Origin of the sequence: Stenotrophomonas beteli, from assembly GCF_001431665.1 — a bacterium.
Taxonomy (GTDB): domain Bacteria; phylum Pseudomonadota; class Gammaproteobacteria; order Xanthomonadales; family Xanthomonadaceae; genus Stenotrophomonas; species Stenotrophomonas beteli.
The window spans coordinates 1-23,742 of sequence record NZ_LLXV01000082.1 but is presented as its reverse complement, the minus strand read 5'-3'; the positions used below and the strand labels follow the sequence as shown (position 1 = coordinate 23,742).

At 68.4% G+C, this 23,742-nt stretch carries 21 protein-coding genes; 5 read left to right on the top strand and 16 right to left on the bottom strand.

Annotation, left to right across the window (positions count from 1 at the left end; genetic code table 11):
• Window positions 1-169: 169 nt before the first annotated feature.
• Window positions 170-469 carry a hypothetical protein gene (locus ARC23_RS20930; RefSeq protein WP_152985304.1) on the top strand — a complete coding sequence of 100 codons (300 nt, stop codon included), beginning with the start codon at window positions 170-172 and terminating at the stop codon, window positions 467-469.
• Window positions 470-761: 292 nt separating this feature from the next.
• Here the strand turns inward: ARC23_RS20930 and gcvH are convergent, their stop codons facing one another.
• The 9 genes from gcvH to nudE form a co-directional block, all read right to left on the bottom strand.
• Window positions 762-1,157: a glycine cleavage system protein GcvH gene (gene gcvH / locus ARC23_RS18795; protein ID WP_057498604.1), complete on the bottom strand. Its 396-nt coding sequence runs from the start codon at window positions 1,155-1,157 to the stop codon at window positions 762-764.
• Between the two features lie 93 nt (window positions 1,158-1,250).
• Window positions 1,251-2,363, bottom strand: a complete 1,113-nt coding sequence (gcvT, locus tag ARC23_RS18790; RefSeq protein ID WP_057498603.1) for a glycine cleavage system aminomethyltransferase GcvT — start codon at window positions 2,361-2,363, stop codon at window positions 1,251-1,253.
• An 81-nt stretch (window positions 2,364-2,444) separates the two neighbouring features.
• Window positions 2,445-2,888 (bottom strand): NfeD family protein, encoded by a 444-nt coding sequence (locus tag ARC23_RS18785; protein ID WP_057498602.1) that lies wholly within the window; start codon window positions 2,886-2,888, stop codon window positions 2,445-2,447.
• 1 nt (window position 2,889) lies between these two features.
• Entirely contained in the window at window positions 2,890-3,849 is a 960-nt protein-coding gene (locus ARC23_RS18780) for an SPFH domain-containing protein (protein ID WP_057498601.1), read from the bottom strand.
• Window positions 3,850-3,914: 65 nt separating this feature from the next.
• Window positions 3,915-4,217 carry a DUF962 domain-containing protein gene (locus ARC23_RS18775; protein WP_057498600.1) on the bottom strand — a complete coding sequence of 101 codons (303 nt, stop codon included), beginning with the start codon at window positions 4,215-4,217 and terminating at the stop codon, window positions 3,915-3,917.
• A 175-nt stretch (window positions 4,218-4,392) separates the two neighbouring features.
• The gene (locus ARC23_RS18770; protein WP_057498599.1) at window positions 4,393-4,722 is read right to left on the bottom strand and encodes a YnfA family protein; all 330 of its coding nucleotides are present in this window, start codon (window positions 4,720-4,722) and stop codon (window positions 4,393-4,395) included.
• A complete protein-coding gene (gene mazG / locus ARC23_RS18765; protein WP_057498598.1) occupies window positions 4,719-5,555 on the bottom strand; it encodes a nucleoside triphosphate pyrophosphohydrolase in 837 nt (278 codons plus the stop codon). The genes ARC23_RS18770 and mazG overlap by 4 nt, the downstream gene beginning before the upstream one ends.
• A 13-nt stretch (window positions 5,556-5,568) precedes the next feature.
• Complete coding sequence (gene cysQ / locus ARC23_RS18760) at window positions 5,569-6,372, bottom strand: 3'(2'),5'-bisphosphate nucleotidase CysQ (protein WP_057498597.1); 804 nt, start codon at window positions 6,370-6,372, stop codon at window positions 5,569-5,571.
• Window positions 6,369-6,932, bottom strand: coding sequence for an ADP compounds hydrolase NudE (gene nudE / locus ARC23_RS18755; protein WP_057498596.1), 564 nt, complete (start codon window positions 6,930-6,932; stop codon window positions 6,369-6,371). Before nudE ends, cysQ begins: the two co-directional genes overlap by 4 nt.
• 77 nt (window positions 6,933-7,009) lie before the next feature.
• Here nudE and bioA point away from each other — a divergent pair, with 77 nt between their 5' ends.
• Both bioA and ARC23_RS18745 read left to right on the top strand, forming a co-directional pair.
• A complete protein-coding gene (gene bioA / locus ARC23_RS18750) occupies window positions 7,010-8,401 on the top strand; it encodes an adenosylmethionine--8-amino-7-oxononanoate transaminase (RefSeq protein WP_057498595.1) in 1,392 nt (463 codons plus the stop codon).
• Window positions 8,392-9,129, top strand: a complete 738-nt coding sequence (locus tag ARC23_RS18745; RefSeq protein WP_057498594.1) for a 16S rRNA (uracil(1498)-N(3))-methyltransferase — start codon at window positions 8,392-8,394, stop codon at window positions 9,127-9,129. Before bioA ends, ARC23_RS18745 begins: the two co-directional genes overlap by 10 nt.
• 107 nt (window positions 9,130-9,236) lie before the next feature.
• Here ARC23_RS18745 and ARC23_RS18740 read toward each other — a convergent pair whose 3' ends face one another.
• From ARC23_RS18740 to pilG, 7 genes are all read right to left on the bottom strand, one after another.
• Window positions 9,237-9,701, bottom strand: coding sequence for a chemotaxis protein CheW (locus ARC23_RS18740; protein WP_057498593.1), 465 nt, complete (start codon window positions 9,699-9,701; stop codon window positions 9,237-9,239).
• The gene (locus tag ARC23_RS18735; RefSeq protein ID WP_057498592.1) at window positions 9,698-11,044 is read right to left on the bottom strand and encodes a chemotaxis protein CheB; all 1,347 of its coding nucleotides are present in this window, start codon (window positions 11,042-11,044) and stop codon (window positions 9,698-9,700) included. The genes ARC23_RS18740 and ARC23_RS18735 overlap by 4 nt, the downstream gene beginning before the upstream one ends.
• Complete coding sequence (locus tag ARC23_RS18730) at window positions 11,031-17,603, bottom strand: Hpt domain-containing protein (protein WP_057498591.1); 6,573 nt, start codon at window positions 17,601-17,603, stop codon at window positions 11,031-11,033. The genes ARC23_RS18735 and ARC23_RS18730 overlap by 14 nt, the downstream gene beginning before the upstream one ends.
• Before the next feature lie 100 nt (window positions 17,604-17,703).
• Window positions 17,704-19,740, bottom strand: coding sequence for a methyl-accepting chemotaxis protein (locus ARC23_RS18725; protein ID WP_057498590.1), 2,037 nt, complete (start codon window positions 19,738-19,740; stop codon window positions 17,704-17,706).
• A gap of 41 nt (window positions 19,741-19,781) precedes the next feature.
• The gene (locus ARC23_RS18720) at window positions 19,782-20,312 is read right to left on the bottom strand and encodes a chemotaxis protein CheW (RefSeq protein WP_057498589.1); all 531 of its coding nucleotides are present in this window, start codon (window positions 20,310-20,312) and stop codon (window positions 19,782-19,784) included.
• Window positions 20,312-20,674: a response regulator gene (locus ARC23_RS18715; protein ID WP_057498588.1), complete on the bottom strand. Its 363-nt coding sequence runs from the start codon at window positions 20,672-20,674 to the stop codon at window positions 20,312-20,314. The genes ARC23_RS18720 and ARC23_RS18715 overlap by 1 nt, the downstream gene beginning before the upstream one ends.
• Before the next feature lie 18 nt (window positions 20,675-20,692).
• Window positions 20,693-21,094: a twitching motility response regulator PilG gene (gene pilG, locus ARC23_RS18710; protein ID WP_005418455.1), complete on the bottom strand. Its 402-nt coding sequence runs from the start codon at window positions 21,092-21,094 to the stop codon at window positions 20,693-20,695.
• Between the two features lie 240 nt (window positions 21,095-21,334).
• On the opposite strand from pilG, the gene gshB reads away from it, so the two are divergent.
• Both gshB and ARC23_RS18700 read left to right on the top strand, forming a co-directional pair.
• Entirely contained in the window at window positions 21,335-22,282 is a 948-nt protein-coding gene (gshB, locus tag ARC23_RS18705) for a glutathione synthase (protein WP_057498587.1), read from the top strand.
• On the top strand, window positions 22,282-23,166 hold the full coding sequence (locus ARC23_RS18700) for an energy transducer TonB family protein (RefSeq protein ID WP_057498586.1): 885 nt from the start codon (window positions 22,282-22,284) through the stop codon (window positions 23,164-23,166). Before gshB ends, ARC23_RS18700 begins: the two co-directional genes overlap by 1 nt.
• Window positions 23,167-23,742 lie beyond the last annotated feature (576 nt).

The window sequence follows — 23,742 nt, the reverse complement described above, 5'->3', positions numbered from 1 at the left end:
TCAGTGATAGGGAGTTGAAACGCCCAGGTGGATCAAACCCGCGGATGCTGCGTGCGGGGACCGCCGGCGCGTCAGGCGCGCCGTTACGGATGCGGCAATGCCCGCCTCGATCGGCGGAGCAGGCATTGGAACGGGAGTTGCCTTGCGTTTCTCCGGGGGAAGCGGGGCCATGTCCACCGTCATCGGGATCGCGGTGGTCTTGAAGGGGCTGCTTCGCATCGGACGATTGATTCTGCGCACTCGGTTGGGCAGGCAAGGTCTGCTGAGGCGAAACCTAATCACGGTTTTTTTTACTGTCAACAACCCCCGCGAAAAATTTTCACATCCGCACCATCCCTGGCACCGTCAGCGCCACCGCGCTGCTGCGCCTGCAACGCCCCTTGAAGCGACGCGCGCACGCATCGCGCGCATCGACGTCGATCCAGGCATTGAACAAAAAACACTTGAAATAAGCACTCTGCGCAGATAGGCGCGGGTGCGGCACGACATCGCGCGTGCGTGCCCGATGGTCACCCGCACCGCCGCCAACGCCAGCACAACGGCACCGCAACGGGGGGCGAAAAGTTTTCACATCCGAACGCGCCGACGCGGGGTGGAAACGCGGATTTGCGCAAAACTGCGCATGCCCATCGGTACCGTTGGTCCGCTCGCTGATGCCGCGTCGAGGGTATGCAGCGAACCGGCCGTCATGAGTCCGACGCGGTCGCCAAAACAAAAACGGCCACCCGAAGGTGGCCGTATCCGAACCGGAAAGCGGCGACTCAGTGGTCGTCGTTCTCCAGGGCTTCGGCGTACGCGTCCGGATCGAGCAGGTCGTTGACCTCTTCGGCGTTGGTCAGTTCGACCACGAACATCCAGCCTTCGCCGTAGGCATCTTCGTTGATGGTTTCCGGCTTGTCGGACAGGGCCGAGTTGACCTCGACGACCTTGCCGCTGACCGGGCTGTAGACGTCCGAGGCGGCCTTCACCGACTCGACGACGGCGATCTGTTCGCCGGCCTTGGCCTCGGCACCGACTTCGGGCAGCTCGACGTAGACCAGGTCACCCAGCAGGCCCTGGGCGTGGTCGGAAATACCGACGGTGACGCGGCCATTGCCTTCGACACGGGCCCACTCGTGGGACTTGAGGAACTTGAGGTCGCCGGGGATCTCGCTCATGGGACTGCTCCAGAGATATGCAGGGGTGGAAAAAACGGGGCTAGTGTAACCAACCGGCCGCCACTGCTGTCAGTGACGTCCGGCATGTTGGGATCAGGCGTCGGCAAGCACGCCGGGCTGGGCCTGGCCTTCGCGCACGAACGGGAACTTGACCACGCGCACCGGCACCTGACGGCCGCGGATGTCGACGGTGACCTGGCCCAGTTCACCGGCCGGCACGCGGGCAAAGGCGATGCCCTTGGCCAGCGTCGGCGAGAAGGTGCCGGACAGGATCTCGCCCTGGCCGCTGGCCGTGGTGACCGCCTGGCCGTGGCGCAGCACGCCCTTCTCGTCCATCACCAGGCCGATCATCTGGCGCGCGGTGCCGGCGCTCTTCTGCGCCTCCAGCACGTCGCGGCCGATGAAGTCGCGGCCTTCGTCCAGCGACACGGTCCAGGCCAGCGCCGCTTCGTACGGGCTGATCTCCTCGTCCATGTCCTGGCCGTACAGGTTCATGCCGGCTTCCAGGCGCAGGGTGTCGCGCGCGCCGAGGCCGGCCGGCTTCACGCCCGCGGCCAGCAGGCGATTCCAGAACGCCACCACCGCGTCCTGCGGCAGCAGGATCTCGAAGCCATCCTCGCCGGTGTAGCCGGTGCGGGCCACGAACAGTTCAACGCCATCGTCGGACTGCGCCTGCAGGGCGGCGAAACGGCCCAGCTTGGCCAGGGCATCACGGTCGGCGTCGCGCGCCAGGCCGATCACGCTCTGCCGGGCCTGCGGGCCCTGCACGGCGAGGATGGCCAGGTCCGGGCGCTGCTCGACGCTGACGCCGAACGGTGCCGCCTGCTCGCGCAGCCAGGCCAGGTCCTTCTCGCGGGTGGACGCGTTGACCACCATGCGGAAGAAGTCATCGCCCAGGTAGTAGACGATCAGGTCGTCGATGACGCCACCGCGCGGATTCAGCATGCACGAGTACAGCGCCTTGCCCGGCACCTTCAGCTTGTCGATCGAGTTGGCCAGCAGGCGCCGCAGGAACGGCTTGACCTGCTCGCCGCGAAGGTCGACCACGGTCATGTGGCTGACGTCGAACACGCCGGCTTCGCGACGCACCAGATGATGCTCATCAAGCTGCGAACCGTAGTGGATGGGCATGTCCCATCCCCCGAAATCGACCATCTTGGCGCCGAGGGCGCGGTGGGAATCGTTGAGCAGCGTCTTCTGGGTCATGACCGGGTCCGGCAGCAGAGGAAACAAGAATTCCCATTATCCCAGATCGGTCGACCGCAGGCGTGCCGCAGCGCAGCGGCTCTACAGCGGGCGGTCTGCCGGCTCGACCTGCAGCGTACTGCCCTGCACCGCCAGCACCCGCACCCGCGTACCGGCCGGCAGGTCCGGACCGCTGACCTGCCAGTACGCGTCGTCGATGCTGACCTTGCCCTGCCCGCCGGCAATGCCCTGCTGCAACGGCACCACGCGCCCGACCAGCTGTTCGGCGCGGCGGTTGAGCAGAGGCTGGTCGCTGGGCCGTGCCCGTGGTCTGCCCCAGCGCCGATAGCACTGGATCGACACCACGCTCAGCACCACGAAGGCGACCACCTGCCACAGCACCGGAATGCCGGCGAACAACGCCACCAGCACGAACACTGCGGCCGCACCGATGCCGATCCACAGCATGAACGCGCCCGGTGCCAGCGCCTCGGCCGCAAACAGCAGCAACGCCAGTACCCCCCACGCGACGACATCCCAGCGCATGTCAGCCTCCGATCGGCGGCGGTCGCTTGCCCGCAGCCTTGTTGGTCTGGTCGCCCAGTGCCTGCTTGGCCAGCTCGGCCACGCCGGCGATCGAACCGATGACGCCGCTGGCCTCCATCGGCATCAGCACCAGCTTCTGGTTCGGCGAGCTGGCCAGCTCCTTGAACGCTTCCACGTACTTCTGCGCGATGAAGTAATTGATCGCCTGCACGTCGCCCTCGGCAATCGCCGCCGAGACCACCTGGGTGGCCTTGGCTTCTGCTTCGGCCAGCCGCTCGCGTGCCTCGGCGTCGCGGAATGCAGCCTCGCGCCGGCCTTCGGCTTCCAGCACGGTGGCCTGCTTCTCGCCATCGGCGCGCAGGATCTCCGACTGCCGCGAACCCTCGGCTTCCAGGATCTGCGCACGCTTCTCGCGCTCGGCCTTCATCTGCCGCGCCATTGCGTCGAGCAGATCGCGCGGCGGCTGGATGTCGCGGATCTCGATGCGGTTGACCTTCACTCCCCACGGATTGGTGGCATGGTCGACCACGCTCAGCAGCTGGGCATTGATCACTTCGCGCTGGCTGAGCGATTCATCCAGGTCCATCGAACCGATCACGGTACGGATGTTGGTCTGCACCAGGGCGATCATCGCCACTTCCAGGTTGGCCACCTCGTAGGCCGCCTTGGCCGCATCCAGCACCTGGAAGAACACCACCCCGTCCACGCGTACGGCGGCGTTGTCCTTGGTGATCACTTCCTGGCTGGGCACGTCCAGCACCTGCTCCATCATGTTCACCTTGCGGCCCACCCCGTAGACGATCGGGATCAGGAAGTGCAGGCCGGGGCTCATGGTGTGCGTGTACCGCCCGAACCGCTCGACGGTCCATTCGTAGCCCTGCGGCACCATCCGCACCGCCTTGAACAGGATCACCACGGCCACCAAGGCCAGTACCACGGTGAAGAACATGGTCGGGAACATCGCGCTTTCCTTATCTATGACGTCCAGGGCCCAGCATAGCGCGTGAATGCGGGGTGCACACGGCGCTACCAGCGCACCCGGCCGCGCAGGATGTCGGCAAACATCACCCAGTCACCGATGAATGAGTACAGCGGGTGCCGGAAGGTGGCCGGGCGGTTCTTCTCGAAGAAGAAATGGCCGACCCAGGCCAAGCCATAGCCGCACAGCAGGGCGAGCAGCAGCAGCATCGGCTGGCCACGCAGGAGCGCGGTGGCGACCAGCAGCAGCACCATGCAACTGCCGACGAAGTGCAACCGGCGCGAGACAGGGTGGCGGTGCTCGCTGAGATAGAACGGATAGAACTCGCGGAAGCTGGCGAAGCGGGACATGGGCATGCTCCGGGGCCGTGGTCACTGCCATCATGCGCCTTCGCGGGAGGAAACGCGGCTTGGACATCCGGCGGCCCTGCCTTTGTAGCGTCGAGCCATGCTCGACTGGTCCTCGCAGAAGCAGTCGAGCATGGCTCGACGCAGAAGAGCGCGAGCAGCCGAGCATGGCTCGGCTCTACACCGATGAGGTGCGCGGCCCGAACATGATCACCGCCATGCCGGCCAGGCACAGCGCGGCGCCGACCAGGTCCCAGCGGCTGGGTCGAATGCCATCGACCAGCCACAGCCAGAACAGCGCAGTGCCGATATAGACGCCCCCGTAGGCGGCATACACGCGCCCACTGGCGGTCGGGTGCAGGGTCAGCAGCCAGGCGAACAGGGCCAGGCTGGCCGCCGCCGGCACCAGCAGCCAGACGCTCCCGCCTTTGCGCAGCCACAGCCACGGCAGGTAGCAACCGACGATCTCGGCCAGCGCGGTCAGCAGGAACAGGCCGAGCGTCTTCACGCCTTTTCCGCTGCCTTGGCGTGCTGCCACAGCGCTTCCTGCGCATCCAGACCCAGTGCGGCCAACGTCCCGCCCTGCGCCGCGGCCTGCGCTTCCATCGCCCGGAAGCGACGCTCGAACTTGTGGTTGGCCCCACGCAATGCCGCGCCCAGGTCGATGTCGGCATGGCGGGCCAGGTTGGCGCAGACGAACAGCAGGTCACCCAGCTCTTCCTGCAACCGCGCCCTGTTGCCGGCAATGTCGCCGCGCTCGAATTCCTCGCGCAGTTCCTGCAGTTCCTCGGCCGCCTTGTCCAGCACCGGCAGCGGGCCCGGCCAGTCGAAACCGACCTTGGCCGCGCGCGACTGCAGCTTCACCGCGCGCTGCCATTCCGGCAGGCCGCGCGAGATGCCGGCCAGTGCGGAGGTGTCCTGCTCGCCTTTGGCGGCGCGCTCGGCGCGCTTGATCGCCTCCCAGTTGCGCATCACCCCGTCGGCATCGTCCACGCTGGCATCGGCGAACACATGCGGGTGGCGGCGCTGCATCTTGTCGCTGATCGCGCGCGCGACCTCGGCAAAGGCGAAGGCACCCTGCTCTTCGGCCATGCGTGCATGGAACACCACCTGCAGCAGCAGGTCGCCCAGTTCGTCGCAGAGGTCGTCAAGGTCGCCGCGGTCGATCGCATCGGCCACCTCGTAGGCTTCCTCGATGGTGTACGGGGCGATGGTCGCGAAGTTCTGTTCCAGGTCCCACGGGCAGCCGCCCTGTGGATCACGCAGGCGCGCCATGATCGCCAGCAGGCGTTCCAGTTCCTGGGCAGCACTGCCGGGGGCGGGGGTGTCGTGCGCGCTCATGCGGCCTCCAGGGTCAGTCGGACAACCAGTCGCGCCACGGCAGGCTGGTGTCACCAAGGGCAATGAAATCGCCGTTCAACAGGGTCTCGCGGCGGTTGTAGCGGAACGGCTTGCCGGTTGCCGCCGACAGCACCGCACCACCCGCGGCGTGCAGCACGCACTGGCCGGCGGCGGTATCCCATTCGGAGGTCGGGCCCAGCCGCGGATAGACGTCCAGGCCGCCTTCGGCGATCCGGCAGAACTTCAGCGACGAGCCCTGCGCGATGGTTTCGATGCGCCCCATGCGCGCCAGCAGCGCCTCGGTCTGCGGCGAGCGGTGCGAGCGGCTGGCGGCGACCCGCAATGGAGCAACGGCCGGTGTACGGGTGCGCAGCACGGTGTCGTGCAGGCCCTGGCGGCGATAGGCCAGCTCACCACGCATGGCGTGCCAGACGATGCCGGTCACCGGCGCCAGCACCACGCCGAACGCCGGTGCGCCCTGGTAGATCAGTGCGATGTTGACGCTGAATTCGCCGTTGCGCTTGACGAACTCGCGGGTGCCGTCGAGCGGATCGACCAACCAGTAAGCGCCCCAGTGGCGGCGCTGCTCCCAGCTCACCTGCAGCGACTCCTCGGACAGGATCGGCAGGTCCGGGGTCAACTGGCGCAGGCCCTGCTCGATGACCTGGTTGGCGGCCAGGTCGGCGGCGGTGACCGGGCTGTCGTCGGCCTTGACCTGTACCTCGAAGCCGTCGGCATACACCTGCATGATGGCCTGCCCGGCCTGCCGGGCGATGGCGATGGCGGTCTCGCGCAGGTCCGTGGTCAACTTGATCATCGGCGTCCCTGCAGCCATTGCCGGGCGATGAACAGCGCCGCCAGCGAGCGGCCCTCGGAGAAGTCCTCACGCAGCATCAGCTGGTCCAGCTCGGCCAGCTTCCACGGCACCACTTCCAGTTCCTCCGGCTCGTCGCCGGCCAGCTTCTCCGGATACAGATCGCGGGCCACCACCAGCCACGACTGGTGGCTCATGTAGGTCGGGGCCAGGGTCATCGCGCGCAGCACGTCGACCCGGCGCGCACCGTAACCGGCCTCTTCCTTCAGTTCGCGATCGGCAGCCTGTTCGGGGCTCTCGCCGGCGTCGATCCGGCCCTTGACCAGGCCCAGCTCGTAGCGGTGCATGCCCGCTGCGTATTCACGCACCAGCAGCACGGTCTCGTCGTCGAGCATCGGCACCACCACCACCGCGCCGTGGCCGCGGCTGACCAGGCGCTCGAAGCGCCGGCGTTCGCCGTTGGAGAACTCCAGGTCCAGGTGCTGGCGCTGGAAGGGGCCGTTCTCCTCGTCGGTGATCCGATGGATGATCGGCAAGCGACGGCCGCCACGGTCATCGTTCATGCGGAATCTCCGCGGCGGCCGGCGCACGCGCCGGGGCCGATAGAATGTGCAGGCAGCAACATGTTCATGAGCCCGAAATGCTAGCAGACCCAACCCCCTCCCCGCTGGCCCAGCACTGGCGGCAACGCGACCTGCAGGTGCTGTGGCATCCGTGCACGCAGATGCGCGAGCACCCGCACACCCTGCCGCTGGTGCCGATCGCCCGCGGCGAAGGCGCATGGCTGATCGATCACGATGGCAACCGCTACCTGGATGCCGTCAGCAGCTGGTGGACCAACCTGTTCGGTCACGCTGAACCGCGCATCGGCGGCGCCATCGCCGCCCAGGCCGGGCAGCTGGAACAGGTGATGCTGGCCGGCTTCGGCCACGAGCCGGCCATTACCCTGGCCGAGCGCCTGCTGGCACTGGCGCCGCGCCAACCCGGCCGCGCGCCGCTGGCGAAGGTGTTCTACGCCGACAACGGGTCGGCCGGCGTGGAAGTGGCGCTGAAAATGGCCTTCCAGTACTTCCAGAATCGCGGTGAGTCGCGCCGCACCCGCTTCATCTCACTGGAGAACGGCTACCACGGCGAGACCCTGGGCGCCTTGGCGCTGGGTGACATTCCGCTGTACCGCCGTGTCTATGTGCCGCTGCTGGCCGAAGGCCTGTTCGCGCCCTCGCCCGACGCCTATCTGGCCGAGCCGGGCCAGAGCCCCGCCGACCGTGCGCGCCAGGCGGCCGACGGGCTGGCGACGCTGTTCGACCAGCATCCGGGTGAGATCTGCGCGGTAATCCTGGAGCCGCGCCTGCAATGCGCTGGCGGCATGCGCATGCACGACCCGGTGTACCTGCAGCGCGTGCGCGAGCTGTGCGATGCCCATGGCGCGTTCATGATAGCCGACGAGATCGCCACCGGTTTCGGCCGCACCGGCACCCTGTTCGCCTGCGAGCAGGCCGGGGTGATGCCGGACCTGATGTGCCTGTCCAAGGGCCTGACCGGCGGCTTCCTGCCGCTGGCTGCGGTGCTGGCCACGCAGGCGTTGTACGACGCCTTCCTCGACGATTCACGCGAGCGTGCCTTCCTGCATTCGCACAGCTACACCGGCAACCCGCTGGCCTGCGCCGCCGCGCTGGCGACGCTGGACATCTTCCGCGACGACGATGTGATCGCCCGCAATCGTGGCATCGCTTCGGTGATGGGCACGCTGGCCGCACCGTTCAGTGACCACCCGCACGTGGCCGACGTGCGCCAGGCCGGGATGGTGGTGGCCTTCGAGCTGTCGCGCGACGGCAACAGGCGCACGCCGTTCGACCCGGCGCTGCGGCTGGGCTTGCACGCCTACAGGGCCGCCCTGAAGCGTGGCGTGGTGCTGCGCCCGCTGGGCGACGTGCTGTACTGGATGCCACCCTACTGCGTGGATGACGAACAACTGGAGCTGCTGGCACATACCACGCTGGCCGCCATTGACGAGGCAATTGCATGCGCGTGACCCGCTGCCCCATCGACCTGGCGCTGCACAGCGGCCAGACCGTCACCCTGCCCGAAGAAGCGGCCAACCACCTGGTCCGCGTGATGCGCCTGCGCGAAGGTGATACCTGCGTGCTGTTCAACGGCGACGGCCACGACTACACCGCGACGCTGACCGTGGCCGGCAAGCGCGAGGTGCAGGTGCGCATCGACGCGGTGCAGGCCATCGACAACGAATCCCCGCTGGCGATCACCCTGCTGCAGGGCATCGCGCGTGGCGAAAAGATGGACCTGATCCTGCAGAAGGCGACCGAGCTGGGCGTGGCCGCGATCATTCCGGTCAATGCCGAACGTACCGAGGTGAAGCTCGACGCCGCCCGCGCAGAGAAGCGGGTTGCACATTGGAACAACGTGGTGACTTCGGCCTGTGGCCAGTCCGGGCGCGCACGCATCCCGCCGGTCGGTTCGCCGCTCTCGCTGGCGCAGGCGGCGGCAGCGCTGCCGAGCCAGACCCTGCGGTTGACTCTGGATCCGCAGGGCGCGCATCGCCTGTCGACGCTGGATGCGGCACCGGCCGGTGGCATCGTGATTGCGATCGGCCCGGAGGGCGGCTGGTCGCCGCGCGACCGTGACCAGCTGGCGGCGGCGGGGTTCCAGGGACTTCAGCTGGGCCCGCGCATCCTGCGCACGGAAACGGCTGGACTGGCTGCAATTGCAGCATTGCAGGCGCGGTTGGGCGATCTGGGATAAGGCAGCTTCGCGGTAGTCCCGGCCGCTGGCCGGCATCCACGTGATCATGGGGTTGCCGGCCCGCGGCCGGCACTACCGCGGATCCGGAATGCCCGGCCGACTGCCGATCAGGCCGCCAGCGAATCCAGCGCCGCCTCCAGCGCATCCAGGTTCGGCAGCAGTGCGCTCTGCTCACCCAGCAGCACGCGCATATGCACGATCTGCGGCAGGGTCTCCTCGGAGGCGTCGGCGAGCAGGCCGTCGCGCGGCACCGAGATCAGCTGCGGAAAATTCTGGGTCAGCAACGCGTAGTACGGGCGCTGTGCATTGCCGCTCAGGGCCTTGAGCACCACCACCTTGTTGTGGCCGGCCACCGCCTCCTCGCCCAGCCCGGACAGGCGCGCGAACGACACCAGCGGTACCTGCCAGCCGTGCCAGCCGATCTCGCCGACCAGCCAGCGTGGCGCATCGGCCACCGCCTGCACCGGCACGCGCGACATCATTTCCGCCACCGTGGCATTGGGCAGCAACACGCGTTCGTTGCCGGCCTGGATCAGGACGCCGCGGATTTCATCATTGCTGGCATAGCTCATGGCGCTTCTCCGTTGTCGTCTTCCCCGCCCCAGCGCGCGGCGATCGCCTGCGCCAGCGCCTGTGGCTCGCCGGCCACGCTGCCGGCGGCGACCACGGCCGTGGCTGCGGCCGGGTCATAGCAGCCTTCACCCACTTGCCCGGCCACCCATGCACCTGCAGCGGCCAGATCCAGCGCCGGGCCGACATGGCCCAGGTCGGCGCCGCTGAGCAGCACCAGCGCGGTGTGTTCGGCCGGCAGCGCCGCGATCGCGATGCCTTCGGCGTCGGTGCGGAAATGCAGGCCATCGCTGGCCACGCGTACGCCGATGTCATCGGCCAGAACGTGCACCTCGCCGGGCACGGCGCGCTGGCCGGCTTCAGCCAGCTGCACCGGCAGCGGCGATACCCGCGCCATCTGTTTGACCAGGTTGCCGTAGCGGCCCCCGTCAAGACGCATATGCACCAGCACCGGCACGCTGAGCGTTGCCGGCAGTGCACCGAGCAGGCGACGCAGCGCATCGGGGCCACCGATGCCCGCCAGTACCAGCAGCGATGCAGCGCGTGCGCCCACCGGCGCCGCCGTGTCCAGGTCGACCAGGCTCAGGTGATCGGTATCGAATGCGGGCGTTGCCCGGTCAGCCGCGGCGTCGCGGGAGCCGACGGCAGCTGCGTCGCCGCCGGACGTGTCCTCGACCAGCGACCATGCGGTGTGGTCGAAGGAGATCGGCGGCGCCACGGGGAGCGCCGGCGTGACCTCCGGCGGCACCGGCAGTGGTGGTGCTTCAGGCAGTTCCGGCGCAACCGGCTGCAATGCGGACAGCGCCTGCTCCAGCCCGATCGGCTCGCGCAGCTGCGCCGGTGGCACGTACAGGCTGTCAGCCGGCACCTCGTCGGCCCAGCTCAGGGCCTGTTCCAGGTGCGGCTGCAGGGCTTCTTCGCGCGGTGCCGGCGCCGGCGCCGGGTGACCCGGTTCCGGTTGCAGGCTCGGTTCTTCCTCCGCGCCGGGCGGCAGCACCTGCTGGTGGCCGTGCAGCTTGGCGGCCAGATGGCGGCCCCAACGCTGGGCTTCCCAGCCGTCCCGGCGCGCGGCCAGTTCGGCTTCATCGAACACCAGCGTGAGTTCCGGCGCGGACAACACCGGCTCCAGGCGCTCCAGCGCGTCCTCGATGGCAGCCTCCAGGGCGATCACCACGAACTGCGGATGCGCGGCCTGCAGCGCCTGCGGTTCCAGGCCGTTCGGATCGTCTTCCAGTACCAGCTGCACATCGGCGTGCGACAGCGCCTCACGCAGGCGCTCGCGCGCCGCGCCAGGACGGGCCAGCAGGGCAACGGCCGGAGCCGGATGGGCTTCACTCACGGACACGGGCGATCCCCAGCAGGTCGTACACGTTACGCATCAGGTCCAACTCCTGGTACGGCTTGCCCAGGTAGCGCTGGACACCGATCTCGAAGGCACGCTGGCGGTGCTTGTCGCCGCTGCGCGAGGTGATCATCACGATCGGCACATCCTTGTAGCGCGGATCGGCGCGCATTGCGGTGGCCAGCTCGTAGCCGTCCATGCGCGGCATCTCGATGTCCAGCAGCATCAGGTCGGGCACGCGCTCTTCCAGCCGTTCCAGCGCTTCCACGCCGTCACGGGCGACGCTGACCTCGAAATTGTGGCGTTCGAGGATTCGGCCGGTGACCTTGCGCATGGTCAGCGAGTCGTCCACCACCATCACCAGCGGCACCTGGCGCTCCTGGCGCGGCGCGTTGGCCAGTACCGGCAGCGTCGGGTTGGCCAGGAAGCGGCGCACCAGCGGTGCGACGTCCAGGATCACCACCACGCGGCCATCGCCGGTGATGGTGGCGCCGTAGATGCCCGGCACCGAGGCGATCTGCAGGCCGACCGGCTTGACCACGATTTCGCGGTTGCCGAGCACCTGGTCGATCGCCACCGCGGCGCGCAGGTCGCCGGCGCGGACCAGCAGCAGCGGCACCTGGTCCTGGCCATCGGCACGGGCCGGGGCCTGCCCGACCAGGCTGCCGAGGTCGTACAGCGGATAGTCTTCGCCGCTGTAGCGGTAGCTGCTGTCGGCGGCTTCGAAACGCTCGCGCGACAGGCGGCCGATACCACTGACCGAGGCCACCGGCACGGCGAAGGTGGTTTCACCGATCTGCACGAACACCGCCTGGGTGACCGCCAGCGTCTGCGGCAGGCGCAGCGTGAAGCGCACACCCTGGCCGCGGACCGACTGGATGTCGACCGAGCCGCCGAGCTGGCGTACCTCGTTGCGCACCACGTCCATGCCCACGCCGCGGCCGGCCAGCTGGCTGACCTGGTCGGCGGTGCTGAAGCCGGAGGCGAAGATCAGGTTGTCCAGTTCCTGTTCGGTGGGCTGTGCGTCGGCGCCCAGCAGGCCACGCTCGATGGCGCGGCGGCGGATCGCTTCGCGGTCCAGGCCGGCGCCGTCATCGGCCACTTCCAGCACGATTTCCGAGCCTTCACGATGCAGGCGGATGGCGATCTCGCCTTCCTCCGGCTTGCCGGCAGCACGGCGCTGTTCCGGCGCTTCCAGGCCGTGTGCCACCGAGTTGCGCAGCATGTGTTCCAGCGGCGCGACCATGCGGTCGAGCACATTCCGGTCCAGTTCGCCGTGGGTGCCTTCCAGGGTCAGGTGCACCTGCTTGCCGGTGTCCATGCCCGACTGGCGGACCACGCGGCGCAGGCGCGGCACCAGTCCGTCGAACGGCACCATGCGCGCGCGCATCAGGCCGTCCTGCAGTTCCGAGCTGACCCGCGACTGCTGTTGCAGCAGCGAATCGTACTGCCGCGACAGATCGTCCAGCACGCCCTGCAGGCCGCCAAGGTCGGCCGCCGATTCGTTCAGCGCACGGCTGAGCTGCTGCAGGGTGGAGAAGCGGTCCAGTTCCAGCGGATCGAACTTCTGGTCGGCCTGGTCCTGTTCGCGCTGGTAGCGGGCGACGATCTGTGCCTCGGTTTCCAGGTCGAGTCGGCGCAGCTGGTCGCGCAGTCGCGCATTGGTGCGTTCCAGCTCGCCCATCGCGCCACGGAAGGCACCCAGCTGCTGTTCCAGGCGCGAACGGTAGATCGCCACTTCACCGGCATGGTTGACCAGGCGATCAAGCAGGTCGGCGCGCACGCGGACCTGTTCCTGCTGCGGACGGGCGAGCGGATCCTCATCGGCCACGCCCTCGACCGGCAGCGGTGCCGACAATGGTGCATCCAGCAGCGCCGGCACGGAGCCTGCGAGCGGTGCCGATGCAGTTTCATCGGCGCCGGTCACAAAGGTTGCGGTGGCAGCCGCCGCGGCCGCGGCGATATCGGTGGTGGTGCGGACTTCAAACGCCCCCACCAGGTCCTGCGCCGGCTCCACCACGCGATGGGCGCCGGTACGGGTCAACATCTGGTGCAGACGGTCGAAACCACGTTCCAGCAGCTGCACGTCGCGGCGCTCGATCTCGGTACGGCCGGCGGCCACTGCTTCCAGCAGCGATTCGATGCTGTGGCCCAGATCGCCAATGGCATTGATGCCGGCCATGCGCGCGCCGCCCTTCAGGGTGTGCAGGTCGCGCTGCAGCCCTGCCAGCGCCTCCCGGTCCTGGGGTGCGTCGCGCAGCTCGCTGATCAGGCCATCGCAGTGGTCAAGCAGATCCTTGCCTTCTTCGACGAAGATGTCGACCAGTTCGCGGTCGTACACGCTGAAGTCGAGTGCATCGGCGCTGTCGTCCAGCTCCGGGGCCGCCGTGGCTGCAAGGGCGGTTGCGTCGATCTCAGGGGCGTCAGCAGACCGCAGGCCGGGCCCAACGGCGTCAGCGGCGGCCGCATCGGCGGCCGGATGCTGCTGGCCTGGCGCATCTTCCAGTTCGAAGAAGCGCACCGGCGCCAGGGTGTCCTGCGGCACGTCTGCGGCGCTGTCTTCGTCCACCGTCGCCGGGGACGGCGGGTCGGCGCTCTCTCCTTCACCGACCGCCGCCGCCCCGCCGACGTCCGCATCCTGGGCAAAGGCATCCGCCTCGCCCGGCGCGAGTTCGCTGGCCTGCAGGCCGAGCACGGGCCATTGCCCGTCGTCGGCCAGGGGCTGTTCTTCGTCGATCACGTGCAGGCCGGCCTCGAGCGCGGCTTCCAGCGAGACCGGTTCGGCAAACCCCGGCGCAGCCATTTCATCCTGCAGGGTCGACAGCTCGCTGTCGAGTGGCAGTGCAGCAGCGTCGTCGCGGCCCTCATCGTCGGCAAACTCAAGGTCGCGCGGCGAAAGCCCATTCAGGTCAATTGCGTCAACTTCGCCGAACGCGACAGACTCGTCCACATCGCGGTCATCCACCGGCAGCGCGCTGGCATCGAGATACGGTGAGAGGTCATCGATCGCGGTCAGGTCGGCCGCGTCGACCAGCGACACCGCGGGCGCTGCTTCCAGCACGTCTTCGGCTGCGCCGCCATCGCTGCCCTGCACCTGCAGCGGATCGATCTGAACCGATTCATCGACGGTCGCCGAAGGCTCACCCTCGGCAGGCACCGACGGCCATCCAGCGTCGAAGTAGCGCGAGAGATCGTCGCTGCCGGTCAGTTCGGCAACCTGCAGATCGCCCTCCTCCCCCGGCGCAGCGGCCTGCTCCGGCGAAGCGTCGGCTGCAACCGGCTCCAGTTCCGGTTCCGGCGCGGCCTGCGCATCGACGTCCGCGTCCAGCGCCAGATCGTCATCGTCCTCTTCCAGCCCGGCCATCGGCCAACGCGCTTCGGGCAGCTCGCCGGCCAGCGCCAGCAGGCGCTGCACCAGCGCCGGCTGCGGCGTGATGCGCGGCTGCTCGGCCTGCAGCGCCTCCATGGTCGCGGTGATCGCCTGCGCGGTGGCGTCCAGCGCGGACAGGCCCTCGTCTCCGGGCACCACGTCTGCGGCCAGTGCGCGCTTGATATACGACTCGGCACCGCCGGTGACGGCGGTGATTTCCGGCACCTCGGTCATCGCGAAGGCGCCGTTCATGGTGTGCACCGCGCGCAGCAGTGCATCGCTGACCGGCTGCGGCGCGTGCTGTGCCGAGCGCAGCCAGTCCAGCAGCGTCGCCTGGTGCACTTCGACCTCGGCTTCGAGGATCTCGCGCAGCACGCTGTCGATATTGGCCGGCGTCCCCGCAGTTTCCTGCGCCGGGTCCGCCTCCGCTCCAGCCTGCGCCGAGGCGACGGCGTCGGCCTCGAGCCGGCGGCTGATCTCGTCTTCGCCCTCTGGCTCGGCCTCGACCCGCGGCGCGACAGGCGCGGCCGCAACCGGCAGCGGCACGTAGAAGGTTTCCTCGCCGGCCCCCACGCGGTCGGCAATCGCCTGCATCGCCTGCAGGTCGACGCTGATGCGCTGGCCATGGCGCAACGCGGCGTTCAACTGCGGCAGCGCGGCATGTGCATGATCGACCATCGCCAGCACCGCCGGCGAGGCCGGGCGCGTACCCTCGAGCACGCGGTTGAGCATGCTCTCGATCTTCCAGGCGAACTCGCCCAGGGTGCGTGCACCCACCAGCCGGCCACTGCCCTTGAGCGTGTGGAAAATGCGCCGGATCGGCCGCAGCCGGTCGGTGTTGTCCGGCTGCGCGCGCCACGCCGGCAACAGCGCGCCGAGGTTGGCCAGCTCATCGTCGAACTCTTCAAGGAACACCTCGCGGATGTCCTCGTCGATGTTCTCGGCATCGTCATCGAAACCGGCCTCGAAGCCGGATTCGGCGCCGGCGCCGGCGGCGGCAGTGGCACCGGCATCGCCCGGGACAACCGCCGCCTGCGGGTTGAAGTCGGCCGCAGCCGCGCTCAGCTCGGCGAAGAACTGGGCGTCGGCTTCGCTGAAATCAATCGGGGCGATGGTGTCGATGTCGATCACCGACACCGCAGGTGCCGGCACCTCGCCGGCGGCAGCATCGGCCACCGCCGCACGCGGCACGTGATCGCCCGGCGAGGGGGCGTCCGCATCAACCTGCTGCAGCGGCGCGTGCAGATCGGTGCCGTCGTCCAGCGCCAGCGTCTCCATCGCATGCAGCGACAGCACGTCGTCGGCATTGTCCAGCGCGTCGGCATCGAAGCGGAACACCACTTCATCGGTCGCTGCAGCGGCGTCGTGCTCGGCCATGACCGGATCGAACACCGGTACAGCATCGATCGCGGCGACGCTGGCTGCCTGGAGGGCAACCGCATCGTCGGACTCGCGCGTGGGGACGTCGTCCTGCACCGGCAGCGGCGCTTCGGACAGCGTCCACTGCGGCGTCGCGCCCTGCCCGGCGTCGTCCAGCTCGAAGCTGACCGGATCAAAGCTGGCGAACGTCGGGCTGCGTTCGTCCGCAGGTGGCGCGATCGGTTCGGCATCCGGGTAGAACGGCGCCAGGCCCCATTGCGGTACCTCCGGTGCGGGCGCACTGGAGGCGGCAAAGACCAACGGCGAGTCGGCATCCATCGTGGACGCCGTCGCGATGGCCGCCGCCACGCTATCGCCGGCGGCATCGAACATCATCAGATTGTCCGCCACCATCGGCGGCGGATCGAAGGTGACGTCCGGCAGCGGCAGCGGCACCGCGCCCGGAGCGGGAGCGGCCTGCTGCACGGGGAGATCGACGTGCTCCGGCTGCAGCGGGCTGCCGTGCAGGTCGATCGGCTCGCGCTCGACCGCCTGCAGCGCGGCGGCAGCCGGTGCGATGGCCGTGCGCTCGGGCAGTGGCCAGTAGCGCAGTGCTTCCAGGCTACTGCGGGTGATCTCAAGGATGTCCTCGCGGCCTGGCCGGCGGTCACGCAGGGCTTCCAGATAGTATTCCAGGCTGGCCATGGCATCGGCCAGCGTGTCCAGCTGGCGGCCGCTGGGCACGCGCTGGCGGCCGATCAGCTCGGCCTCGATGTACTGCTGCACCCCGCGCAGGTAATCGGCGGCGGTGCCGAGATCGAGCATCCGCAGCGCACCGGCGACATCGCCCAGCAGGCGTGGCACATCCTGCAGCTCGGCGTGATTCCAGCTGGTCTCGATGAAGGCGACGAAATGCTCGCGCGCGGCGGCAAAGTTGGCGATGGCCTCATGCGCCAGCACCTCCACCGTCCGGCGGTTTTCCATCGCGCTCGGGTCGTCCTCGCCACTGCCACCGGCGCCCAGGTGGGCGACCTGGTCATCCAGCGACGCATCGACGTAGAGCAGCGCACCGGCGATATCCAGCAGCAGGTTCTCATCGATCTGCTGGCGGCCTTCGACCACGCCGCGCAGCGCGTCGCGCTGCTGCACGACCACGCCACGGGCCACGCCCAGCCCCATCATGCCCAGCGTATCGGCCACCGCGCCCAGCTCGTTGGCCTGGGTCTGCAGCTGTTCCGGCGCGCCGCCGGTACGCAGGTGCAGGTCCAGCGCGTCCTTGATGCGCAGCAGTTCTTCCTTCACCGCGCTGCCCACGGTATCGAGCAGCTCGCGGTTGCGGCCACTCAGGCTGCCACGGGCATGGTCCAGCTCGGCTTCGGTGGCGGTGATGCTGTCCGGCGCGAAGGCCAGCAGCACGCTGTCATGCACGCCCTCTTCGCCGCGCGCGGCGCGGATCTCGTTGAGCAGCGGCATCAGCACGATCGGAATGTCGCGGTGACCGTTCTGCAGGCGCTCGAGGTAATCGGGGAGCAGCACGCTGCCGCGCATCAGGGTCGCGCACGCTTCATCGCGATCGGGCACGCGGCCGCCACCGATGGCGCCGGCCAGCTGTTCCAGCTCCTCGGCGACCATCGCCGGGGCATACAGCTCGACCATGCGCAGCGTACCCTGCACCTGATGCAGATAGCCGGCGCAGATGCGCATGCGGCTGGCATCGGTCGGATCTTCCGCGTAGTACTCGACCTCATTGCGCACCTGGCGCAGGGTCTCGTCCAGCTCGGGCTTGACCCAGCCCAGCGCTGCGTGGCTCATCGCATCGCGCAGACTGCTCATGGACGCGCTCCGTTCGCCGCCGCGCGGTGGCCGCGCGGATTCTGGCGTGGGGAATGGAAATGCTTCATCGACTGGTTCCTTGCTCGCCGCCCTGCCCGCGTCACGCCGGCAGCTTGAAGTCGGCGACCGAACGGCGCAGGTCCGCCGCCAGCTGCGCGAGGTGGCCGATCGACTCTGCGGTCTGCCCGGCACCCTGCGAGGTCTGGCCGGTGATCTGCCGGATCACGCCCATGGTGCGGGTGATGTCCGAGGCCGCGGCCGACTGCTGCTGGGCGGCGATGGAGATGTTCTTGATGAGGGTATTGAGGGCGTTGGACACGCGCTCGATCTCGGTCAGCGCGGTGCCGGCGTCCTCGGCCAGGCGCGCACCGGACACCACTTCAGCGGTGGTCTGCTCCATCGAGGTGACCGCCTCGTTGGTGTCGGCCTGAATGGCCTGGACCAGGTTTTCGATGCGTCGGGTCGCGCCGGAGGTACGTTCTGCCAGGCGCTGCACTTCGTCGGCCACGACCGCGAAACCGCGGCCGGCTTCACCCGCCGACGCTGCCTGCACGGCCGCGTTCAAGGCCAGGATGTTGGTCTGCTCGGAAATGTCGTTGATCAGTTCCACGATCGAGCCGATTTCCTGCGACGACTCACCCAGGCGCTTGATGCGCTTGGAGGTTTCCTGGATCTGGTCGCGGATCTGGTCCATGCCCTGGATGGTCTCGCGCACTACGCCGGCACCCTCGGCGGCGATCACCACCGAGCGCTGTGCCACGTCGGCCGACTCGGCCGAGTTGCGCGACACCTGTTCGATGCTCGCCGCGATTTCGCCGATGCGGTCCGAGGCCGAGGTGATCTGGTTGGCCTGGTGGCCGGCGGCCTCTGCCAGCTGCATGGCGGTGGCCTGGGTTTCCTGGGTGGACACGGCGACCTTGGCCGAGGTGTCATTGATGGTGGTCACCAGGTGGCGCAGCTCATCCACGGCGTAGTTGATCGCGTCGGCGATGGCGCCGGTCATGTCCTCGGTCACCGAGGCCTTGACGGTCAGATCGCCCTCACCCAGCGAGGAGATTTCGTCCAGCAGCCGCATGATCGCCTGCTGGTTGCGGCTGTTGAACTCCACCTGGGTCTGGTAGCGCAGTTCCTGCTCGCGTGAGCGGCTGCGCACGTTGGTGGAGACAAAGCCGATGATCGCGATCAGCGACAGCGCACCGGACACCACACCGATCCAGAAGTTCGGGAACAGGCGGGTGTCGGACACCGAGCCGAACGAGGAGAAGGCGTCGAACAGCTTGCGGCTGTCATCGAGCATGTGCGCCGAGCCCTGGCCCAGCGCGGTGGCCGCCGACTGCGCGGCGAACAGCTGGCGCGAGCTGGCCAGGATCGCGTCGGCGTCCTGCTTCATCGCTTCCCACTTCTGCTGCGACTGCTCCAGCGCGGCCACGGCAGCGGCACCGCGCACGGCGGTGATGCCCAGTTCCTCGTTGCCGTTGCGCAGGCCATCGAGCACCTGCGAGAACACGGTGATATCACGCGCCAGTGCATCGCCGGAGGTCGCCGCGGCGCTGCCGCCGGCACGCATTTCGGTCACGCGGCGGGCCATCGAGCCGGCCACCACCACCTGCTGCAGTGCGCTGTAGACCTGCGACGACGGTGCCCCGGAGGCGGACATCGCGCGCACCAGCTCATTCAGCTGGGCCTGCAGGCCCGGCACGGCGCCGGTGAAGTTGTTGGCGTTGCCGGCCAGGGCCAGCACCGCCGGCTCGCTGGCCACCAGCTGGCCGGCCTGCTTGCCCAGCGGCGCCCAGGTTTCGCCCAGCCTGGCGATGGCCCCGGAGACGCCCGGTTCCTTGCCGTAACGGCCCTGCAGCGTCGATACGTTCTGTTCGATCGCGTTGCGGGTGGCCTTGAAGGCGGTAAAGGCCTGGGCGTTGCCGCCGACGGCATCACGGCCCTGGTTGGCCAGCTGTTGCGACAGCACCTGCAGATCGGCGGCCTTGGAGCCGGCGTCGGCCAGGCGGCTGCCCTGCCAGGTGGCGACGCCGGTGTTGACGCCGAACAGGATCATCGATGCCAGCAGCAGGAACAACCAGAGGTTGCTGCCGCCCAGCCGCAGCTTGCCGGTCTTGGTGGCGTCCGAAGCAGTACTCATCGTTCAACCTCGATCTTCAATGCAGGGGGCGACGCCCGGCCTCAGGCCGCGGCTTGCCGGAATTCAGGGGTGCGCGACAGCAGCGAGAGCGAGAACACGCCCCAGTCATGGCCGTCGGCATGGAAGGCACGATCGACGAAGTGGCCGTAACGCCCTTCGGCCAGCGTACCGGCCTCGATCTGCTGGTCCTGTTCGAAGCTGCGTTGGCCGAACAGTTCGTCGATGGTCAGTGCGACGTCGCCACCGGCCTGGCGCATGATCAGCACGCGCTGGCCTTCCTGCTGCACGGTGCGCGTGCCTTCCAGGAAGTACTTCAGGTCGACCACCGGGAACAGGTTGCCGCGCAGGTTGCCCACGCCCAGCAGCCAGGGCTGGGCACAGGGCACCGCGGTGACCGGCGGCATCGGCACGATCTCCACCACTTCGCGGAAATCGGACACCAGCCGGCGCTGGCCAACGCGGTAGCCCACCCCGCGCCACAGGTCCTGGGCGAACTGGCGTTCGGGCAGCTGCACCGCATGGGCCAGGCTGCGCCGTTCGTAGGCTTCCAGGATGTCGAAGGGCGAGCGCATCAGGTCACCAGTTCGTTGATCCGCGCGATCAGTTCATCCTCGCGCGGCGGCTTGACGATGTAATCGGCCGCGCCCTGGCGCAGCCCCCAGGCCTTGTCGGTTTCCATCGCCTTGGTGCTGACGATGATCACGGGGATGTGCTTGATCGCCGCGTCACGGGCCATCGCCCGCGTCGCCTGGAAGCCACTCATGCCGGGCAGCACCACGTCCATCAGCACCAGCTGCGGCACCTGGTCACGCACCAGCTGCAGGCCGTCTTCGGCGTTGTCCGCTTCCAGCACTTCGTGCCCGGCACGGCGCAGCCACTGGCTGAACACCGCGCGGTCGGTCGGTGAATCCTCGATCAGGACGATACGAGCCATTGTGCCTTTCCCCCCTGGTCAGGCGTTGACGTATGTGCGGATGGCACCCAGCAGTTCTTCACGCGTGAAAGGCTTGGTCAGGTACTGCTCCGAGCCGACGATGCGTCCCCGCGCCTTGTCGAACAGGCCATCCTTGGACGACAGCATGATCACCGGGGTCGCCTTGAACAGCTGGTTGCCCTTGATCAGCGCGCAGGTCTGATACCCGTCCAGGCGCGGCATCATGATGTCGACGAAGATGATCTGCGGTTGCTGGTCTGCGATCTTCGCAAGCGCCTCGAAGCCGTCGGTGGCGGTGACCACCTCGCAGCCTTCGCGCTTGAGCAGCGTTTCCGCAGTCCTGCGGATGGTCTTCGAATCATCGATGACCATCACCCGGAGTCCTGCGAGTTCCCCGCCCGCAGTCGTGTTTTCAGTCATTGCCTATCCCCAAGCGAACGGCCCGATCTTTGGCGGGGGCCGCTACGAAAGCGTATCTATATCGCACTTTCCGCGCCCGCTTCAAGGGCGCCCCATCGGGCGGGGCGTGGCGCACTGCTGAACGTGACCGGGTTCGCAATGACTGCGCTGCCGCCAGGCGGACGCTGCGTTGCGGTACGGCAGGCAGGCACGCGGGCGGCGTTGCCGCTACCATCAACGCCTTGCCTGACAGGTGCGCCCATGCCGTTGAACGTCATCGTGGTGATGGACCCCATCGCCCACATCAAGATCGCCAAGGACACCACCTTCGCCATGCTGCTGGAAGCCCAGCGCCGCGGCCATGCCCTGCACTACGTGCGCCCGGGCGGACTGGCCCTGGAAGGCGGCGTGGCGGTGGCCCAGACCGCGCCGTTGCAGGTGCGCGACGACCCGGCCGGCTGGTATGAACTGGGCGCATTCAGCCGTACCGAATTCGGCCCGGGCCAGATCGTGCTGATGCGCAAGGATCCGCCGGTCGACGCCGAGTATGTCTACGACACCCAGGTGCTGGACGTGGCCGCCGCCGCTGGCGCCTGCGTGGTCAACAACCCGCAGGGCCTGCGCGACTACAACGAGAAGCTGGCTGCCCTGCTGTTCCCGCAGTGCTGCCCGCCGACCCTGGTCAGCCGCGACGCCAAGGCGCTGAAGGCCTTTGCCCTGGAACACGGGCAGGCCGTGCTGAAGCCGCTGGACGGCATGGGCGGGCGTTCGATCTTCCGCAGCGGCCAGGGCGATCCGAACCTGAACGTGATCCTGGAAACGCTGACCGACGGCGGCCGCAAGCTGGCGCTGGCCCAGAAGTTCATTCCCGACATCACCGCCGGCGACAAGCGCATCCTGCTGGTCGATGGCGAACCGGTGGACTACTGCCTGGCGCGCATCCCGCAGGGTGACGAGTTCCGCGGCAACCTGGCCGCCGGCGGTCGCGGCGAAGGCCGCCCGCTGAGCGAGCGCGACCGCTGGATTGCCGCCCAGGTCGGCCCGGAAATGAAGCGCCGCGGCATGCGCTTCGTCGGCCTGGACGTGATCGGCGATTACCTGACCGAGGTCAACGTGACCAGCCCGACCTGCGTGCGCGAGCTGGATGCACAGTACGGCCTGAACATCGCCGGCACCCTGTTCGACGTACTCGAGGCCGGCCTGCGCTGATGCACGCCGCGCCTGCCGTCCTGCCCCCGCCGCCACGCGAAGCGCAGCGGCTTGGGGCGACCATCGCGCTGTCGGTGCTGGTCCACGCGCTGCTGATCCTGGGCGTGGGTTTTGCGGTGAAGGGGGATGCACCGCTGGTGCCGACGCTGGAGGTGATCTTCAGCCAGACCCGCACCGCACTGACCCCGAAGCAGGCCGATTTCCTTGCCGCCGCCAGCCAGGAAGGTGGCGGCGAGCACGACCGTGCGCAGCGCCCGCGCGACAACCAGGCCGGCATCGTTCCGCAGGCCCAGGCCGGACTGAGCCCGGTGCCGCAGCAGCAACAAGCGGCCGCGCCCGTCCCGCCGCCGCAGGCGCGCGTGGTCAGCAGCCGCAATGGCGAGGAAACGGTGGCCCAGGCCCAGGCGCGGCCGACCCCGGAGCAGCCGGAACCGGATGCACCGCTGACGGCACGTGAGCAGCGCGATGCCGAGATGGCGCGGCTGGCGGCCGAGGTGCATCTGCGCTCGGCGCAGTACGCCAAGCGCCCGAACCGCAAGTTCGTGTCGGCCAGCACGCGCGAGTATGCGTATGCCAACTACCTGCGGGCGTGGGTGGATCGTGCCGAGCGGGTGGGCAACCTGAACTATCCGGACGAGGCACGGCAACGCCGGCTCGGCGGCCAGGTGGTGATCAGCGTAGGCGTGCGCCGCGATGGCAGCGTGGAGAGCAGCCGCATCCTGCGTTCAAGCGGCACACCGTTGCTGGATGAGGCGGCACTGCGGGTGGTGCAGTTGGCGCAGCCGTTCCCGCCGTTGCCGAAGACCGAGGATGCGATCGATATCCTGCAGGTCACCCGCACGTGGGTATTCCTGCCGGGCGGCACCCTGCACGACGATCGGTAGGGTTTTGTTGCCCGGGCCTGCGGCCCGGGACCCGCTGGAAGGCTAGAGCAACGGCAACAGCAACAGCGGCGGTTGGGCTGTGGGTTTGGCGGGGCGGTGTGGGCTTGCAGGACACGCCGTAAACCCGTCCCTGGGGGCTCGATGGCGCCATCCATGGCGCCAACGGTCCTGCAAGCCCACACCGCCCCACCTCTGACAGATCGCGGCGCATCACGTCCCGCTCCGCTGTTGATAGGTGTCGACCTTGGTCGACACACATCCACGCCACGCGTGGATGCGAGCGAAGCGACCCGCTTTTGACTTTGACTTTTCTTTTCTTTTCTTGATTTTCCGTGGCGGACGCACACGGAAACTGTCAGAGGCCGGGCGGGTGGGCTGCGCAGGGGCGTGAGCCGCATGGATGCGGCGACCGAGCTTACATGGACGTATTTTCGGCGTCCCCCGCAACTGGAACCCACCCCGCCCTCCCGCAGGGAACCCGCTGTTGCTGTTGCTCTGGCCTCTTCGGGTGCAGGGCGCCCCCCTTCCGAACTAAACTACCCGCCGTTGTCCCAGCAGGATTGCCCCTGTTTGATA

Excerpts from the sequence above, each read along its gene's own strand:
- cysQ (WP_057498597.1), bottom strand. The coding sequence starts at position 6,372 with ATGATCAAGTTGACCACGGACCTGCGCGAGACCGCCATCGCCATCGCC.
- ARC23_RS18725 (WP_057498590.1), bottom strand. The coding sequence starts at position 19,740 with ATGAGTACTGCTTCGGACGCCACCAAGACCGGCAAGCTGCGGCTGGGC.
- pilG (WP_005418455.1), bottom strand. The coding sequence starts at position 21,094 with ATGACTGAAAACACGACTGCGGGCGGGGAACTCGCAGGACTCCGGGTG.
- ARC23_RS18740 (WP_057498593.1), bottom strand. The coding sequence starts at position 9,701 with ATGAGCTATGCCAGCAATGATGAAATCCGCGGCGTCCTGATCCAGGCC.
- gcvH (WP_057498604.1), bottom strand. The coding sequence starts at position 1,157 with ATGAGCGAGATCCCCGGCGACCTCAAGTTCCTCAAGTCCCACGAGTGG.
- ARC23_RS18730 (WP_057498591.1), bottom strand. The coding sequence starts at position 17,603 with ATGAGCAGTCTGCGCGATGCGATGAGCCACGCAGCGCTGGGCTGGGTC.
- ARC23_RS18775 (WP_057498600.1), bottom strand. The coding sequence starts at position 4,217 with ATGTCCCGCTTCGCCAGCTTCCGCGAGTTCTATCCGTTCTATCTCAGC.
- ARC23_RS18715 (WP_057498588.1), bottom strand. The coding sequence starts at position 20,674 with ATGGCTCGTATCGTCCTGATCGAGGATTCACCGACCGACCGCGCGGTG.
- ARC23_RS18745 (WP_057498594.1), top strand. The coding sequence starts at position 8,392 with ATGCGCGTGACCCGCTGCCCCATCGACCTGGCGCTGCACAGCGGCCAG.
- ARC23_RS18780 (WP_057498601.1), bottom strand. The coding sequence starts at position 3,849 with ATGTTCCCGACCATGTTCTTCACCGTGGTACTGGCCTTGGTGGCCGTG.
- gcvT (WP_057498603.1), bottom strand. The coding sequence starts at position 2,363 with ATGACCCAGAAGACGCTGCTCAACGATTCCCACCGCGCCCTCGGCGCC.
- ARC23_RS20930 (WP_152985304.1), top strand. The coding sequence starts at position 170 with ATGTCCACCGTCATCGGGATCGCGGTGGTCTTGAAGGGGCTGCTTCGC.
- ARC23_RS18785 (WP_057498602.1), bottom strand. The coding sequence starts at position 2,888 with ATGCGCTGGGATGTCGTCGCGTGGGGGGTACTGGCGTTGCTGCTGTTT.
- nudE (WP_057498596.1), bottom strand. The coding sequence starts at position 6,932 with ATGAACGATGACCGTGGCGGCCGTCGCTTGCCGATCATCCATCGGATC.
- mazG (WP_057498598.1), bottom strand. The coding sequence starts at position 5,555 with ATGAGCGCGCACGACACCCCCGCCCCCGGCAGTGCTGCCCAGGAACTG.
- ARC23_RS18700 (WP_057498586.1), top strand. The coding sequence starts at position 22,282 with ATGCACGCCGCGCCTGCCGTCCTGCCCCCGCCGCCACGCGAAGCGCAG.
- ARC23_RS18720 (WP_057498589.1), bottom strand. The coding sequence starts at position 20,312 with ATGCGCTCGCCCTTCGACATCCTGGAAGCCTACGAACGGCGCAGCCTG.
- bioA (WP_057498595.1), top strand. The coding sequence starts at position 7,010 with ATGCTAGCAGACCCAACCCCCTCCCCGCTGGCCCAGCACTGGCGGCAA.
- gshB (WP_057498587.1), top strand. The coding sequence starts at position 21,335 with ATGCCGTTGAACGTCATCGTGGTGATGGACCCCATCGCCCACATCAAG.